The following is a 14,803-nucleotide window of genomic DNA, read 5'->3' as shown; positions in this document are numbered from 1 at the left end:
GTCAAAGTGGATTTGGCTGAGCTGTTATTATCCGCCGTATCTATTCAGTACGGATTGATCCATGTCCACTCGCGAAATCCGCATCGCCACCCGCAAAAGCGCGCTTGCCCTGTGGCAGGCCGAATACGTCAAAGCCCGTCTTGAAGCCGCCCACCCGGGTCTGCTCGTGACCCTGGTGCCCATGGTCAGCCGTGGCGACAAGCTGCTCGACTCGCCGCTGTCGAAAATCGGTGGCAAGGGACTGTTCGTCAAGGAACTGGAAACCGCGCTGTTGGAAAACGAAGCCGACATCGCCGTGCATTCCATGAAAGACGTACCGATGGACTTCCCCGAAGGTCTGGGACTGTTCTGCATTTGCGAGCGTGAAGACCCGCGCGATGCTTTCGTTTCCAACACCTACGCGAGCCTCGATGACTTGCCCGAGGGCAGCATCGTCGGCACCTCCAGTCTGCGCCGTCAGGCCCAGTTACTGACCCGGCGTCCGGATCTGGAAGTCCGCTTCCTGCGCGGCAACGTCAATACCCGCCTGGCGAAACTCGATGCCGGTGAATACGACGCCATCATCCTTGCGTCAGCGGGGCTGATTCGCCTGGGCTTTGAAGACCGCATCACCTCGGCCATCAGTGTCGACGACAGCCTGCCGGCCGGCGGGCAGGGTGCGGTGGGCATCGAATGTCGCACTGCCGACAGCGAGATCCATGCCTTGCTGGCACCGCTGCATCACCAGGATACGGCCACCCGCGTGACTGCCGAGCGCGCCCTCAATAAACATTTGAATGGCGGTTGCCAGGTGCCGATTGCCTGTTACGCCGTGCTTGAGGGCGATCAGGTCTGGTTGCGTGGACTGGTAGGCGATCCGAGCGGTGGTCTGCTGCTCAGTGCGCAAGCCCGTGCACCGCGTAGCGATGCCGAGGCGCTGGGCGTGCAAGTTGCTGAAGATCTTCTGAGCCAGGGTGCCGACGATATACTCAAGGCGGTCTATGGCGAGGCAGGCCACGAGTGACCGGTTGGCGCCTGTTGCTGACGCGTCCGGCGGATGAGTCGGCAGCGCTGAGCCGTTTTTTGGCGCAAAGCGATATTTTCAGTAGCTGCCTGCCGCTTCTGGACATCGTGCCGATTGCGGCTACTGACACAATGCGCCAGGTGGTACAGACGCTGGATCGTTACTGTGCCGTGATCGTCGTCAGCAAGCCGGCCGCCCGGATCGGTCTTGAACTGCTCAACCAATATTGGCCACAACCACCGCGCATCAAGTGGTTCAGCGTCGGTGCGGCCACCGCGCAGATACTCCAAGAGCGCGGCCTGGACGTCAGCTTTCCCGCCGAGGGTGATGACAGCGAAGCCTTGCTCGAACTTTGCGTATTGCGCCAGGCTATCGCGCAGCCCGATGCGCGCGTGCTGATCCTGCGCGGGGAGGGTGGGCGCGAGTTGCTGGCTGAGCGTTTGCGTGCGCTTGGTGCTAGTGTCGAGTATCTGGAGTTATACCGCCGCGACCTGCCGCAATACCCGCCAGCCGCTCTGCCCCGGCAGATCGAAGCGGAACGCCTGAACGGGCTGGTGGTCAGCAGTGGACAAGGTTTTGAGCATCTGCATCGACTGGCTGGCACTGCGTGGCCGCAGTTGGCGCGGTTGCCGGTGTTTGTACCAAGCCCCAGGGTCGCCGAGATGGCCCGTGCCGCCGGGGCTGAAACTGTTGTGGATTGTCGTGGCGCCAATGCCGCGGCCTTGCTGACGGCGTTACGGGAGCACCCCGTGCCCGTTTTCTAACGCAAAGGATGGATACGTGAGCGAAACTGCCTTGCCTAAAGATGACGTCCGGCCAGTGCTTGATGCACCGGTTGATGAAACTCCGCCACCTGCTGCGGTACAGCGCCAGGGCAACGGGCTGGCAATAGTCGCGCTGTTGATTGGTGCTGTCGGTGTCGCGGTGGGCGGCTGGGGTGTCTGGCAGGTACGGCACCTGCAGGCGACCACTCAGCAGCAACTGAGTCGGGTGCAAGCTTTGAGCGACGAGGCGCAAAGCCTCAAGCTCAGCGAGCAGCGCCTGAGTGCACGCCTTGAGCAATTGCCCGGCGTCGATGAACTGGAAGAGCGCCGCCGTCTGGTGACGCAGCTGCAGGGTGATCAGCAGCGATTGAATCAACGACTGGAAACCGTCCTTGGCGCCAGCCGCAAGGACTGGCGCCTGGCCGAGGCCGAGCACTTGCTGAGACTGGCCAGCCTGCGCCTGTCTGCATTGCAGGACATCAGCAGCGCCCAGGCGTTGGTGCAGGGCGCCGATGAAATTCTGCGCGAGCAAAATGATCCCGGCTCCTTCGCTGCCCGCGAGCAAGTGGCCAAAACCCTGGTGGCCTTGCGCAGCACCGATCAGCCGGATCGCACCGGGTTGTTCCTGCGTCTGGGCGCGCTGCGTGACCAGGTGATCAGCCTCACTGAGCTGGCACCCGAGTACAAGGATCGTGGCGATTCCCTGCTGGGCCTGACTGCCGATGGCGACGGTGCCAGTCGTTGGGCGCAGTGGTGGGATCAGATCTCACGCTATATCCGTATCGATTTCAATGCCGACAAAAATGTTCGCCCCCTGCTGGCCGGTCAAAGCCTGAGCCAGGTGCGCCTGGCCCTGAGCCTGGCGCTGGAGCAGGCGCAATGGGCTGCGCTCAACGGTCAGGCAGCGGTTTACACCCAGGCGCTGGATGAAGCGCGGGACGTACTCCAGGGCAACTTCAACCCGGACAACCCGCAAAGCAAAGTGATGCTTGAGCAGGTTGTTGAATTGAGCAAGCAGCCCGTCTCCGTGATCACACCAGACCTGACCGGCACGCTGAGCGCGGTGCAGGGCTATCTGGAGCGGCGCAACGTCAACGCCGAGGACTCGATCAAGCCAATGGCCAAACCTGCCGCTAATCCTGCGCAGGAGGCGACGCCATGAAACGTCTTTATGTGATCGTGTTTCTCGTTATCGCCGCTACAGCTGCACTCGGGTTGGCGATTGCCGAACATTCCGGTTATGTGCTGGTGGCCTACAAGTCTTTCCGCTATGAGTCGAGCCTGTGGGCAACTTTGGCGCTGGTGGCGGTGTTGTGGCTGGTGGTCTGGAGCATCAAGGCATTGATCGAACTGGTGATGACCTCCAGTGGCGTGGTCAATCCGTGGTCGCGGCGTAATCGAAGTCGCCGGGTGCAAGTGGCGATCGAGCACGGTCAGCTGGATTTGGCCGAGGGGCGCTGGGCCAGCGCGCAACGCCATTTGTCTCGGGCCGCCGAAGCCGAGCGCCAGCCACTGCTTTACTATCTTGGTGCTGCCCGTGCCGCCAACGAACAAGGGCACTATGAGGAAAGTGACAACTTGCTGGAGCGCGCACTCGAGCGTCAACCCCAGGCCGAGTTGGCCATTGCCCTGACTCATGCCCAGTTACAGACGGACCGTGGTGATACGGAAGGCGCGCTGACGACCCTGCAAGCCATGCACGAACGTCATCCCCGTAATGCGCAAGCCCTGCGCCAGTTGCAACGATTGCATCAGCAGCGGGGGGACTGGTCGGCAGTGATCCGTCTGCTGCCGGAGCTGCGCAAGGACAAAGTCTTGCCAGCGTCCGAACTCGCCGATCTGGAACGTCGAGCCTGGGGCGCGAATCTGTCGTTGGCGGCGCAGCGCGAAGAAGATGGAACGGTCGGTTTGCAGTCGCTCGAGCGCGCTTGGCAGCAACTGACTTCGGCCCAGCGTCAGGAACCACAGCTGGTGCTCGCTTATGCTGAGCAGTTGCGTCAACTGGGGGCTCAGGTCGAGGCCGAGGAGGTTCTGCGCACGGCGCTCAAGCGTCAATACAGCAGCCATCTGGCGCGTCTTTACGGTTTGACTCGCGGCGCTGATCCAGCCCGCCAGTTGCAGACTGCCGAAGGCTGGCTGAAGGATCACCCGGCTGATCCGAGCCTTCTGTTGACCCTGGGGCGGCTTTGTCTGCAAAGCAGTTTGTGGGGCAAGGCCCGGGACTATCTGGAGAGCAGCCTGCGTGTGCAGCGTAATCCGGAAGCCTGTGCCGAGCTGGCGCGGCTGCTTGCGCAAATGGGTGATACCGAGCGCAGCAACCAGCTGTTTCAGGAGGGCCTGGGCTTGCTGGATGAACGCTTGCTCGCGGCTCCCTTGCCGGTGCCCGCACGCGCTTGAAGTACGCATTGTTGTAGCAACTGGCGAGACCGGCGCCAGCTGCTGCAAAATTGATGAACGCGTAGGATTTGGACCTTCCCGGGCCTTATCAGAAAAGTCCTACGACAGAACTCCATTAATCCCCTCGCTGTGTCGAGAAATCCGTACACCCCTGCTGAAGTGTCCCTGACAACCTGCCTTGAAAGGCCGGAGCGCTTTCCTCTACCGTAACTACCGGTCTCAACTGTTACTGGAAAAGCCATGTCTTTGGCCTGCTCACGCTCCTTGTTCTTCATGGCTTTCATTGCGGGTGCCCTGGCGCTGGGTGTTTCCTATTATCTTGAGTACGTGGTCGGTCTGCGGCCCTGTGGCTTGTGTGTGCTGCAGCGGATTTGCCTGGCATTCTTTACGGGTGTCTGCCTGATGGCTTCGGTCCACGGGCCGTCCCGCGTCGGGAGTTTTCTGTACTGGCTGCTCGGACTGTTCTCCAGCCTCGCCGGGACGGTCACGGCAGGGCGGCAAGTATTGCTGCAAAGTGATCCGGCAGCTCACCTGTCGACCTGCTTGCCTGGTCAGGCCGATGCTTTCGCTTCCTCATCGTGGCTGACTGCGGTACGACAAATGTTTGAGGGCACGGTCGATTGTGTGGAAATTTCCTGGACCTTGTTCGATCTGAGCATCGCGGAGTGGAGTTTATTGTTCTTCGTCCCGATGATGATTCTGAGTGTCTATCAGTTGGTGCGCCTCGTCTGGATCAGCTATCAGCGACCGCTCGGCGGCGAGTCGTCGCACCGATCGTTGCGAAGTGATTAAACACTTGTATGAACTTTGTCGCCTGCGTACCTTGAAGCCAGTGTCGCGCGGGCATAATCTGGCCCGCACGTGTCATTGGAATTATGTTGCTCGATGACGCTCTGCCTGACCGCCCACCGATGTGACAAGAGGCGAACGGGCACAGAGCAGCTGACCCACAAGGGAAGAGAGATCACCATGCTCGAAAGTTGTCAGAATGCTCAGGAACGCTGGGGTGGAGTGCACCTGCTTATCGACCGCTGGTTGCAGGAGCGCAAGGAGCTGATCGATGCATACGACAAGCTCGGAGCCGATCCGCAGGCACTGTCCACGAATCGAAAGCACTTGCAGGAGTTCTGCGGCGTGCTGGTCGATTACGTGTCGGCGGGGCATTTCGAGATCTACGAACAGCTGACAGGGGAGGCCAAGGCCTTCAATGACAAGCGTGGTCTGGAGCTCGCCGAGACTCTCTACCCGCGCATCGATGTCATCACCGAAAAGCTGCTCGCATTCAACGACCTTTGCGATGAAGGCAAATGCGTCGTCGAAAAATTCAAGGAACTGGGCGGGCTGTTGCACGAACGCTTCGAACTGGAAGACTGTCTGATCGAAGTGCTGCACACCGCTCACAAGGAAGTCGATTCGGTTCAGGCCTGAATTGTTTCCCGCAAGCCCCGGGAACGGCGTGCCACGGCACGCCGTTTTCATATCTGCAGTCAGCTGGTTGCGCCGTGCAATTCGACTTCGAATATCAGCGGAGTGAAGGGTGCAATGACGTCGCCGGCACCGTCGGCGCCGTAGGCTTGAGCCGATGGAATGACCAGTCGCCATTTCGCCCCTGTCGGCATGTTTTGCAGTGCGCTTCGCCATCCTGCAATCACACTGTCGAGACTGAACCATTGGGGTTGATTGTTCTGGTCGAAAACCGTGCCGTCAGGCAAGCGACCAATGTACAGAACTTGTACCTTGCCATTGGGGCCTGCCTTGGGACCATTGCCTGGCGACAGCTCGGTCAACAGCACACCATCTGCCAACTCACGCACGCCTGGCCTGGCTTTTTCTTCGGCAAGAAAACGGTGCTCTTTTTCCAGCGCCGCTTCGCTCTGCGGTTCAGCTGACGGCATGGATACCCGGGCTTCATGCTCCGTCAGGATCTGTTCGATCTGCTCGTCTTTCAGGGCCAGTGGCTTGCCCTGATAGGCTTGTTGCAGGCCTTCGATCAGAGCCTGAAGTTGCAGGTCCGGTGCCTCCAGGCGCAAGCGCTCACCGAGGCTGGCGCCCAGGCTGTAAGCGAGATCGTGAGCTTCTTTTTCCGGGGTGTTTTCGACTGCCTGGGCTACCGAAAAAAACACGCACAGCGATAAAAACAGGTAGCGCGACATGGGCAATCTCCGATCTGAAATGCGAGCGATTATGCCAGTGTGAAGGAGCGCTACGGTGAACTGCTTTTGCGTTGGCGAAGAAGTTTTCCGGTCCGTTGCAACACAACGCTTTCGATAGTGTCAACATGCCCTAGCGGCGGTTGCAGCAGAGGTCTAGTATGAGCCGCACTCACTTCAGCCAGGAGGTAAACCATGTCGGCCACCAAGAAGCCAGTAAACACTCCGTTGCACTTGCTCCAACAACTCTCGAGCAGCTTGCTCGAGCATCTGGAAACCGCTTGTTCCGAAGCCTTGGCTGATGCTGAAAAATTGCTCGCCAAGCTGGAAAAGCAGCGTGGAAAAGCGCAAGAAAAACTGCATAAGTCCCGCACCAAATTGCAGGACGCTGCGGCAGCCGGCAAAGCCAAGGCACAAGCCAAAGCCAAGGGGGCGGTGACCGATCTCGAGGAGTTGCTTGATGCTCTCAAAGATCGTCAGTCGGAAACTCGTGGCTACATCCTGCAACTCAAACGCGATGCTCAAGAAAGCCTGAAACTGGCCCAGGGCGTCGGTCGTGTACAAGAGGCTGTCGGCAAGGTGTTGTCCCTGCGTGCGGCCAAACCTGCTGCGGCACCTGCGAAGAAAGCCGCTGCCAAGCCCGCTGCTGCGAAAGCACCGGCCAAGCCTGCTGCTGCGAAAGCACCGGCCAAGCCTGCTGCTGCAAAACCTGCCGCTGCCAAGCCGGTAGCTAAAACTGCCGCAGCCAAACCGGCTGCCAAACCGGCTGCGAGAAAACCGGCTGCTGCCAGCGCTACAAAACCTGCGGCTAAAACCACGGCTGCCAAACCAGCCGCCGCACGACCTGCCGCAGCAAGAGCCACTGCTGCCAAGCCACCCGTGGCTAAAACCGCCGCCGCTAAACCGGCTGCAAAACCAGCTGCAAAACCGGCCGCTAAACCAGCTGCCCGCACCGCTGCGGCGAAACCTGCTGCCAAGCCGGCTGCCAAACCCGCCGCTAAACCAGCTGCAGCGAAACCAGCTGTTGCCGCCAAGCCTGCCGCTGCCAAGCCAGCCGCCAAACCGGCTGCTGCAAAACCCGCAGCGAAACCCGCAGCGAAACCTGCAGTGAAGAAACCGGTTGCCGCCAAGCCAGCCAGCGCGCCAGTTGCCAAGCCAGCCAACCCGGCTCCGGCAGCAACGTCTGCTCTGGCAGCAGCCACCTCGACAGCCACGCCAGCGCCAACGCCGGCCGCCGCATCGATCGCAGCAACGACCCCAACCAGCGCTTCCTAAGTGCCGGTTACCGCGACTCGCAGCTGATGCAGCGCGTCGCGGTGCAGGTGGGCGGCCTCGGCCGCCGCACCTTCCAGCCAGGCCGATAGATCGGCCCCGGCATTTTGCGGCCAACTCTGCGCCGCTCTCTCCAGCCGCAACAACAGATGCCGTTCGGCTTCCAGCTCCAACGCCTTCACTTGTTCACGCAGGCTTTGCAAATCGGCGTCTTGCGTGGCCGCGGCCTTCCACTGTGTGCGCAAGGCGCGTAACGGGCGCACGACATCGGTGTCCCACGAGACAGCTACACTGCGCAGTTGCTGCAAGCGCTGCTCTTCGCAGGCCACGCCTCGTTGTCCCAACCACGCACTACACAGCAGCAGGCACACATTGGCCCCCGCCGATTGCAATTGCAGGCATGCCTGCTCAACACCCGGATGGGCATAAGTGGTCAGGGAAAAGCTCCACAGGTCAGAGGACATAGTGCTACTCGCGCCAGTTGCGAGCGAAGCTGGTAGACTCCGCCGCCATTATGATTCGACTTCAGAACCTGACTTTACAGCGTGGCCCGCAACGTCTGCTAGAAGACGCCGAGCTGACCCTGCACGCCGGCCAGAAAGCCGGCCTTATCGGTGCCAACGGCGCCGGCAAATCGAGCCTGTTCGCCTTGCTCAGGGGCGAACTGCACCCTGACTCGGGTGATTGCTTCCTGCCGGCCGACTGGCGTATCGCCCACATGCGCCAGGAGGTAGACACTCTCGAGCGCCTGGCGGTCGACTACGTGCTCGATGGCGACCTGCGCCTGCGCCAGGTGCAACGCGACCTGGCAGCAGCCGAAGCGGCCCATGACGGTGCCGCACAGGCCCGCTACCACTCCGAGCTCGATAGCGCCGACGGTTACACCGCCGACGCAAGGGCTCGCAAGCTGCTGGCCGGCCTGGGCTTCACCAACGAGCAGATGGATCGTCAGGTCGGAGATTTCTCCGGTGGCTGGCGGATGCGCCTGAACCTGGCGCAGGCCTTGATGTGTCCTTCGGACCTGCTGCTGCTCGACGAACCGACCAACCACCTGGACCTCGACGCCATCATCTGGCTCGAAGAGTGGCTCAAGAGCTATCCCGGCACTCTGATGCTGATTTCCCACGACCGGGATTTCCTCGATGCCGTGGTCGATCACGTGGCCCACGTCGATCAGCGCAAGATCACCCTCTATCGCGGTGGCTACAGCGCCTTTGAACGCGCCCGCGCCGAACGTCTGGCCCAGCAACAGCAGGCCTACGAGAAGCAACAGGTGCAACGTGCGCACATGGAAAGCTACATCGCCCGTTTCAAGGCCCAGGCAACCAAGGCCCGTCAGGCCCAGAGCCGGATCAAGGCCCTGGAGCGGATGGAGGAGCTGACCGCGGCCCACGTCGATTCGCCGTTCGACTTCGTTTTCCGCGAGTCGCAGAAGATTTCCAGCCCGCTGATCGACCTGTCCGATGCGCGCTTGGGCTACGGCGACAAAACCGTGCTGGAGAAGGTCAAGCTGCAACTGACCCCCGGCGCGCGAATTGGCCTGCTCGGCCCTAACGGCGCCGGTAAGTCGACCCTGATCAAGAACCTCGCCGGAGAGCTTGAACCGCTGGCCGGCCGCTTGACCCGTGGCGAGAACACCGTCGTGGGCTACTTTGCCCAGCACCAGCTCGACTCGCTGGACGCCAAGGCCAGCCCGTTGCTGCACCTGCAGCGCCTGGCACCGACTGAGCGCGAACAGACCCTGCGCGACTTCCTGGGTGGCTTCGACTTCCGCGGCGCGCGCATCGATGAACCGGTTCTGAACTTTTCCGGTGGCGAGAAGGCCCGTCTGGCGTTGGCACTGATCGCCTGGGACCGGCCGAACCTGCTGCTGCTCGACGAACCGACCAACCACCTGGACCTGGAGATGCGCCTGGCCCTGACCATGGCCTTGCAGGAATTCAGTGGTGCGGTGCTGGTGGTTTCCCACGATCGTCACTTGCTCAAAAGCACCACCGATAACTTCTTCCTGGTGGCCGACGGCAAGGTCGAAGAGTTCGATGGCGACCTCGAAGACTACACCCGTTGGCTGGTGGATTATCGTCAGCGCAATGCGCCGGTCAGCACCACGCCGGTCAATCCGGACAAGACCGACAAGAAGGCCCAGCGTCAGGCTGCGGCTGCCTTGCGCCAGCAACTGGCTCCGCACAAGCGTGAAGCGGAAAAGCTCGAAGCCGAACTGGGCAAGCTGCACGAGAAGCTCGCGAAGATCGACACCAGCCTTGGCGACAGTGATATCTACGAGCCTGCGCGCAAGAACGAATTGCGCGATCTGCTGGCCGAACAGGCCAAACTGAAAGTGCGTGAAGCAGAGCTGGAAGAGGCCTGGATGGAAGCCTTGGAACTGCTGGAGAGCATGCAGGCGGAGCTGGAGGCGTTGTCCTGATGGATGCCTTCAGATTGCCTCTGCCGCAGGTTTGGGTCGAGCCGATCTGGCTCGGCGTGCAGATCCTGATGATCCTGCTGGCCGGCTACCTCGCCCAGCGGTTCGTTGCCAAGGGCCTGACTCGACTGGGCGAGCGCTATCCGTTTCCGCCGCAGTTGCTGATGCCGCTGCGTGGCGGCCTGCGCTGGCTGATCATGGGCAGCGCGTTGATCTTCGTGCTGGAACGCCTCGGGGTGTCGGCGACGGTGCTCTGGACTGCCTTGTCCGGTTTCGTGGCGGTGGCCGCGGTAGCGTTTTTCGCCATGTGGAGCGTGCTCTCCAACCTGCTCTGCGCGATCCTGATCTTCACCGTTGGCCCGTTTCGCCTCGGAGATGTGGTCGAACTGGTGGACACCACCGACAAACCCGGCGTGAAGGGGCGAGTGGTGGCGATCAATCTGCTTTACACCACGCTGATAGAAGCTGAAGAGCTTGGCACTGGCAGTGCCATGGTCCAGGTGCCCAATAGCCTGTTCTTCCAGCGCTCGGTACGGCGCTGGCGCGGCAGTGACGTGTTCCCTGCGAGCGGTTTCGAGAAGTAGCCGCATATTCGACCAATTCCTACAAAAAAGTCGTAGTCAACTTTCCAAAGCCGCATTAGCTTAGACGTCTGTGACGTGTAAGAGCCGAGGTGTGCGATGGAGCTTGAAACGTGGCTGGCGTTTTTTGCCGCCTGTTGGTTGATCAGTTTTACTCCCGGTGCCGGTGCTATCGCATCGATGTCCAGCGGTCTTCAATACGGCTTCTGGCGCGGGTACTGGAATGCGCTGGGCCTGCAACTGGGTCTGGCGTTGCAGATCGCGATTGTCGGTGCCGGCGTGGGCGCGATCCTCGCTGCTTCGGCTACGGCCTTCTATGCGATCAAGTGGTTTGGTGTTGCGTACCTGGTTTACCTCGGGGTCAAGCAATGGCGCGCGCTGCCAAGTGACATGAGCGATGATTCGGCCGTGCGCCCAATGGGCAAGCCGCTGGTCCTGGTGTTCCGGGGCTTCCTGGTGAACATGAGCAACCCCAAGGCTCTGGTGTTCATGCTGGCGGTGTTGCCGCAGTTCATCGACCCGCATGCGCCGCTGCTGGCTCAGTACCTGATCATCGGCGCGACCATGGTGACCGTGGACCTGATCGTCATGGCCGGTTACACCGGGCTTGCATCCAGAGTGCTGCGTCTGCTGCGCACACCCCAGCAGCAGAAACGCATGAACCGGACCTTTGCCGGTCTGTTCATCGGTGCGGCGGCTTTCATGGCCACGCTGCGCAAAGCCACGGTGTAAAACTGTCAGGTATAAATAAGGCGACCCTTGTGGTCGCCTTTTTCGATGCCGGCATCAGCGCGCGGTCGCGACCGTCGAAACAAGAAAGACCGACAAAGCTTGAGTGAAAGCCGTTGGAAGTGAACAATATGTTACTTCGTATTTCCAATTGAGATTCATTCATGATTGCCCCATCCCGTTTCCTGGCCTGGTTGCTGCTGCCGCTGTTCGCGTCGTGCAGCTTTCAACTGCTGGCCGACACCGTCGATGGCGCGCCGCAGGCGTTGCATTTGCTCGATTACATCAGCGCGGATTACCCGGACACTGTGCAAGCTGGCAGCATCACCAACCAGACCGGGTACCGCGCGCAGCAAGAGTCGATCAAAACCCTGGAAGACCTGGTCGCAGGCATGCCGGACAAACCGGAAAAAGCCGCGCTGGAGCAGGGGGTGGCCGGCTTGCTGAGTGCAGTCAGTGCCCGTCAGGACGGCACCGATGTGGCTCGCCAGGCTCGGCAACTGGGTGCGAAACTGGCGGTCGCCTATGAAATCAGCCAGGCGCCTATCATTACCCCGGACCCAACCCGCGGCGCGCCGCTTTACGCTCAGCATTGCTCGGTTTGCCATGGCGCCGCAGGTGCCGGCGACGGCCCGGCGGGAGTCGGCCTGACGCCCCCACCCTCCAATCTGCGTGATACCTCACGTCTGGATCGTCTGAGCCTTTACGCCATCTACAGCGCCGTTGGCCTGGGGGTCGAAGGTACTGACATGCCGGCCTTCGCCGATCAACTGGATGAGCGTCAGCGTTGGGACCTGGCCACCTACATCGCCAGCTTCAGCGTCGACCTGGCCAACGCCAGCAGCGACAAAACCTACAACATCGCCGACCTTGCCCGTCAGACTCCGGCAGAAGTGCAGGGCGCCGAAGGTCCGCAGGCGGCGGCGACGTTCCGTGCACAGCGTTCGCAACCGCCGCAGGTCAAGCGTGGCCCGGGGCAGTTGCTCGATTACACCGCTGCGACCCTGGACAAGAGCATTGCGGCGTACCGCGCCGGTGACCACGATCAAGCCTATGACCTGTCGGTGGCGGCATACCTCGAAGGTTTCGAACTGGTTGAAAGCTCGCTGGATAACGTCGATGCCACCGTGCGCAAAGACACCGAAAAATCGCTTATGGCGTACCGCCAGTCATTGCAGGACGGCCTGCCGGTTTCCGAGGTCGAGCAGCGTCTGGAGGTGGCCAAGGCCAAGTTGAAAGTGTCTGCCGGGTTGCTGGGCAGCGACGGTTTGAGCTGGTCCCTGAGCTACATTTCCGGCCTGCTGATTCTGCTGCGCGAAGGCCTGGAAGCGATTCTCGTGCTGGCAGCCATCCTTGCCTTCCTGCGCAACACCGGGCAGCAGTCGGCAGTGCGCAGCGTCAACTGCGGTTGGGGCCTGGCATTGCTGGCCGGCCTGGGGACCTGGGCGCTGGCAGCGTATGTGATCGATGTCAGCGGTTCGCAACGCGAGTTGCTTGAAGGTGCGACAGCCTTGTTTGCCGCCGTCATGGTGCTCTGGCTCGGCGTGTGGATGCACGACCGTCGTCACGCGGCAGCCTGGCAGGATTACATCAAGAGCAGTCTGGTGGGCGGCGGTGGACGTTTCGGTTTTGCGACCCTGGCCTTCTTCTCGGTGTATCGCGAGCTGTTCGAGGTGATTCTGTTCTACGAAACCCTGTGGCTGCAGGCAGGTCCGGCGGGGCACAACGCGGTACTGGCCGGTGGTGCGACGGCGCTGGTGCTGCTGGTTGTGCTGGCCTGGGTGATTTTGCGTGGTTCGGCGAAGCTGCCGTTGTCGTTGTTCTTCAGCATCAACGCCGGCCTGCTGTGCGCGTTGTCGGTGGTGTTCGCCGGGCACGGCGTGAAGGCATTGCAGGAAGCGGGGATCTTTGGAACGCGGCCGGTGCCGTTCTTTGAGTTCGACTGGCTGGGGATCCACGCGGATGCGTATTCGTTGAGTGCCCAGGCCGTGGCGATCATTGCGATCATCGTGCTGTATGGTCGTAGTTGGGTAGCTGAGAAGCGGCGGGTGCAGGTTTCTTAAACAGCATTCGCTGCGCTCACATTCGCGGGCAAGCCACGCTCCCACAGGTTTAGCGTTAACCTGTAGGGGCGTGGCTTGCCCGTGGTGCTTTCAGATGAGGAAAAAACACATGCGTGTCTGGATCGATGCCGACGCCTGCCCCCGGGCAGCCAAGGACCTGGTGGTGAAGTTCGCCCTCAAGCGTCAGTTCGAAGTGGTGCTGGTGGCCGGGCAGCCGCAGATCAAGCCGAGCCTGGCGCTGGTCAAATTGATCGTGGTGCCCAGTGGTCCGGATGCGGCCGATGATTACCTGGTGGAGCACGCGGTTCCCGGTGAGCTGGTGATCTGCAGCGATGTGCCGCTGGCCGACCGTCTGGTCAAGAAAGGCGTGGCCGCGCTGGATCCGCGGGGCAAGGAATTCGATGCGCAGAACATGGGAGACCGGCTCGCGGTGCGCAACCTGTTCACCGATTTGCGCGAACAGGGGCAAATGAGCGGGGGGCCGGCGCCGTTTGGCGAGCGGGAAAAACAGGCGTTTGCCAATGCGCTGGACCGAATTCTTACCCGGCTATCACGCAAGCCTTGAGAACTGCATTGAACCCCTGTGGGAGCTGGCTTTCCAGCGATAGCGATCTAACGTCCAGCATCTATGTTGAATCGGCGGGCGCCATCGCTGGCAAGCCAGCTCCTACAGTGTATGTGTGTCAGGCATCATTTTCGTGGGTCAGTTCTAGCACGCGGTCGACCAGTTTGTTGATCCCGGTTGCGGCCTCGCTGATGCTTTGCGCCAGCATGTACGCCGGAGTGCTGACCAGCTTGCGTGCCTTGTCTTCGACAATGTCACTGACCGCGCAGTCGGTGTGAGTCGCGCCCATTTTGTTCATTGCGGCGGCCGTGTCAGTGTCGTTGCCGATGGTGCAGGTCACGCCGGGGCCGTAGATTTTTGCCGCCAGGGCCGGCGAGATGCACATCAGCCCGACCGGTTTGCCGGCCTCGGCAAAGGCTTCGGTCAAAGCCAGGACATCGGGTTGTACGCTACAGGCGGCGCCTTCGCTGGCGAAGTTGGAAAGATTCTTGGCCGAACCGAAACCTCCGGGCACGATCAGGGCGTCGAAGTCTTCGACGTTCGCGTCACGGATATCCTTGACGTTGCCCCGGGCAATGCGCGCCGATTCCACCAGCACGTTGCGCGACTCGGGCATCTGCTCGCCGGTCAGGTGATTGATCACATGCATCTGTGCGATGTCCGGTGCAAAACACTGCACCTGAGCACCGCGTTGGTCCAGACGCAGCAAGGTGATGACGCTCTCGTGGAGCTCGGCGCCGTCGTACACGCCACAACCGGAAAGGATCACTGCAACTTTTTTGCTCATGGGCTTTTCTCCAGATTCATGGCGCTAAATGTCCACTAATTTGTCACTCGTTGCCATAGGGTAAATTCGC

15 protein-coding genes are annotated in these 14,803 nt (G+C 61.1%); 12 read left to right on the top strand and 3 right to left on the bottom strand.

Annotated features, from left to right (window positions below; translation table 11 throughout):
* Positions 1-61: 61 nt before the first annotated feature.
* The 6 genes from hemC (at position 62) to AC07OG_RS01185 (ending at position 5,592) form a co-directional block, all read left to right on the top strand.
* Positions 62-1,003, top strand: coding sequence for a hydroxymethylbilane synthase (gene hemC / locus AC07OG_RS01210; RefSeq protein WP_495066022.1), 942 nt, complete (start codon positions 62-64; stop codon positions 1,001-1,003).
* Positions 1,000-1,767: a uroporphyrinogen-III synthase gene (locus tag AC07OG_RS01205; RefSeq protein WP_495066021.1), complete on the top strand. Its 768-nt coding sequence runs from the start codon at positions 1,000-1,002 to the stop codon at positions 1,765-1,767. The genes hemC and AC07OG_RS01205 overlap by 4 nt, the downstream gene beginning before the upstream one ends.
* Before the next feature lie 16 nt (positions 1,768-1,783).
* Positions 1,784-2,929: a uroporphyrinogen-III C-methyltransferase gene (locus tag AC07OG_RS01200; protein ID WP_060542521.1), complete on the top strand. Its 1,146-nt coding sequence runs from the start codon at positions 1,784-1,786 to the stop codon at positions 2,927-2,929.
* Positions 2,926-4,164, top strand: a complete 1,239-nt coding sequence (locus AC07OG_RS01195) for a heme biosynthesis protein HemY (RefSeq protein ID WP_218423593.1) — start codon at positions 2,926-2,928, stop codon at positions 4,162-4,164. The genes AC07OG_RS01200 and AC07OG_RS01195 overlap by 4 nt, the downstream gene beginning before the upstream one ends.
* Before the next feature lie 240 nt (positions 4,165-4,404).
* The gene (locus AC07OG_RS01190; protein WP_495066020.1) at positions 4,405-4,956 is read left to right on the top strand and encodes a disulfide bond formation protein B; all 552 of its coding nucleotides are present in this window, start codon (positions 4,405-4,407) and stop codon (positions 4,954-4,956) included.
* Between the two features lie 177 nt (positions 4,957-5,133).
* On the top strand, positions 5,134-5,592 hold the full coding sequence (locus AC07OG_RS01185; protein WP_060542518.1) for an Rsd/AlgQ family anti-sigma factor: 459 nt from the start codon (positions 5,134-5,136) through the stop codon (positions 5,590-5,592).
* A gap of 59 nt (positions 5,593-5,651) precedes the next feature.
* Here AC07OG_RS01185 and AC07OG_RS01180 read toward each other — a convergent pair whose 3' ends face one another.
* The gene (locus AC07OG_RS01180; protein ID WP_495066019.1) at positions 5,652-6,317 is read right to left on the bottom strand and encodes an FKBP-type peptidyl-prolyl cis-trans isomerase; all 666 of its coding nucleotides are present in this window, start codon (positions 6,315-6,317) and stop codon (positions 5,652-5,654) included.
* A 192-nt stretch (positions 6,318-6,509) separates the two neighbouring features.
* On the opposite strand from AC07OG_RS01180, the gene AC07OG_RS01175 reads away from it, so the two are divergent.
* Positions 6,510-7,589, top strand: a complete 1,080-nt coding sequence (locus AC07OG_RS01175) for an AlgP family protein (protein WP_495066018.1) — start codon at positions 6,510-6,512, stop codon at positions 7,587-7,589.
* Here the strand turns inward: AC07OG_RS01175 and AC07OG_RS01170 are convergent.
* A complete protein-coding gene (locus tag AC07OG_RS01170) occupies positions 7,586-8,050 on the bottom strand; it encodes a TIGR02444 family protein (RefSeq protein WP_060542515.1) in 465 nt (154 codons plus the stop codon). The genes AC07OG_RS01175 and AC07OG_RS01170 overlap by 4 nt on opposite strands.
* 50 nt (positions 8,051-8,100) lie before the next feature.
* On the opposite strand from AC07OG_RS01170, the gene AC07OG_RS01165 reads away from it, so the two are divergent.
* From AC07OG_RS01165 to AC07OG_RS01145, 5 genes are all read left to right on the top strand, one after another.
* Positions 8,101-10,011 carry an ATP-binding cassette domain-containing protein gene (locus AC07OG_RS01165; protein ID WP_060542514.1) on the top strand — a complete coding sequence of 637 codons (1,911 nt, stop codon included), beginning with the start codon at positions 8,101-8,103 and terminating at the stop codon, positions 10,009-10,011.
* Entirely contained in the window at positions 10,011-10,592 is a 582-nt protein-coding gene (locus AC07OG_RS01160) for a mechanosensitive ion channel family protein (RefSeq protein ID WP_060542513.1), read from the top strand. The genes AC07OG_RS01165 and AC07OG_RS01160 overlap by 1 nt, the downstream gene beginning before the upstream one ends.
* 96 nt (positions 10,593-10,688) lie before the next feature.
* Positions 10,689-11,321, top strand: coding sequence for a homoserine/homoserine lactone efflux protein (rhtB, locus tag AC07OG_RS01155; protein WP_060542512.1), 633 nt, complete (start codon positions 10,689-10,691; stop codon positions 11,319-11,321).
* A gap of 161 nt (positions 11,322-11,482) precedes the next feature.
* Entirely contained in the window at positions 11,483-13,381 is a 1,899-nt protein-coding gene (locus tag AC07OG_RS01150; protein WP_495066017.1) for an FTR1 family protein, read from the top strand.
* Between the two features lie 109 nt (positions 13,382-13,490).
* Positions 13,491-13,946 carry a YaiI/YqxD family protein gene (locus AC07OG_RS01145; RefSeq protein WP_060542510.1) on the top strand — a complete coding sequence of 152 codons (456 nt, stop codon included), beginning with the start codon at positions 13,491-13,493 and terminating at the stop codon, positions 13,944-13,946.
* Between the two features lie 118 nt (positions 13,947-14,064).
* Here AC07OG_RS01145 and elbB read toward each other — a convergent pair whose 3' ends face one another.
* Positions 14,065-14,733, bottom strand: a complete 669-nt coding sequence (elbB, locus tag AC07OG_RS01140) for an isoprenoid biosynthesis glyoxalase ElbB (RefSeq protein ID WP_060542509.1) — start codon at positions 14,731-14,733, stop codon at positions 14,065-14,067.
* Between the last annotated feature and the right edge of the window lie 70 nt (positions 14,734-14,803).

This window comes from Pseudomonas sp. GW821-FHT09H03 (assembly GCF_059415945.1).
The sequence above is the reverse complement of the archived record's forward strand: the minus strand, read 5'-3'. Positions and strand labels throughout refer to the sequence as shown.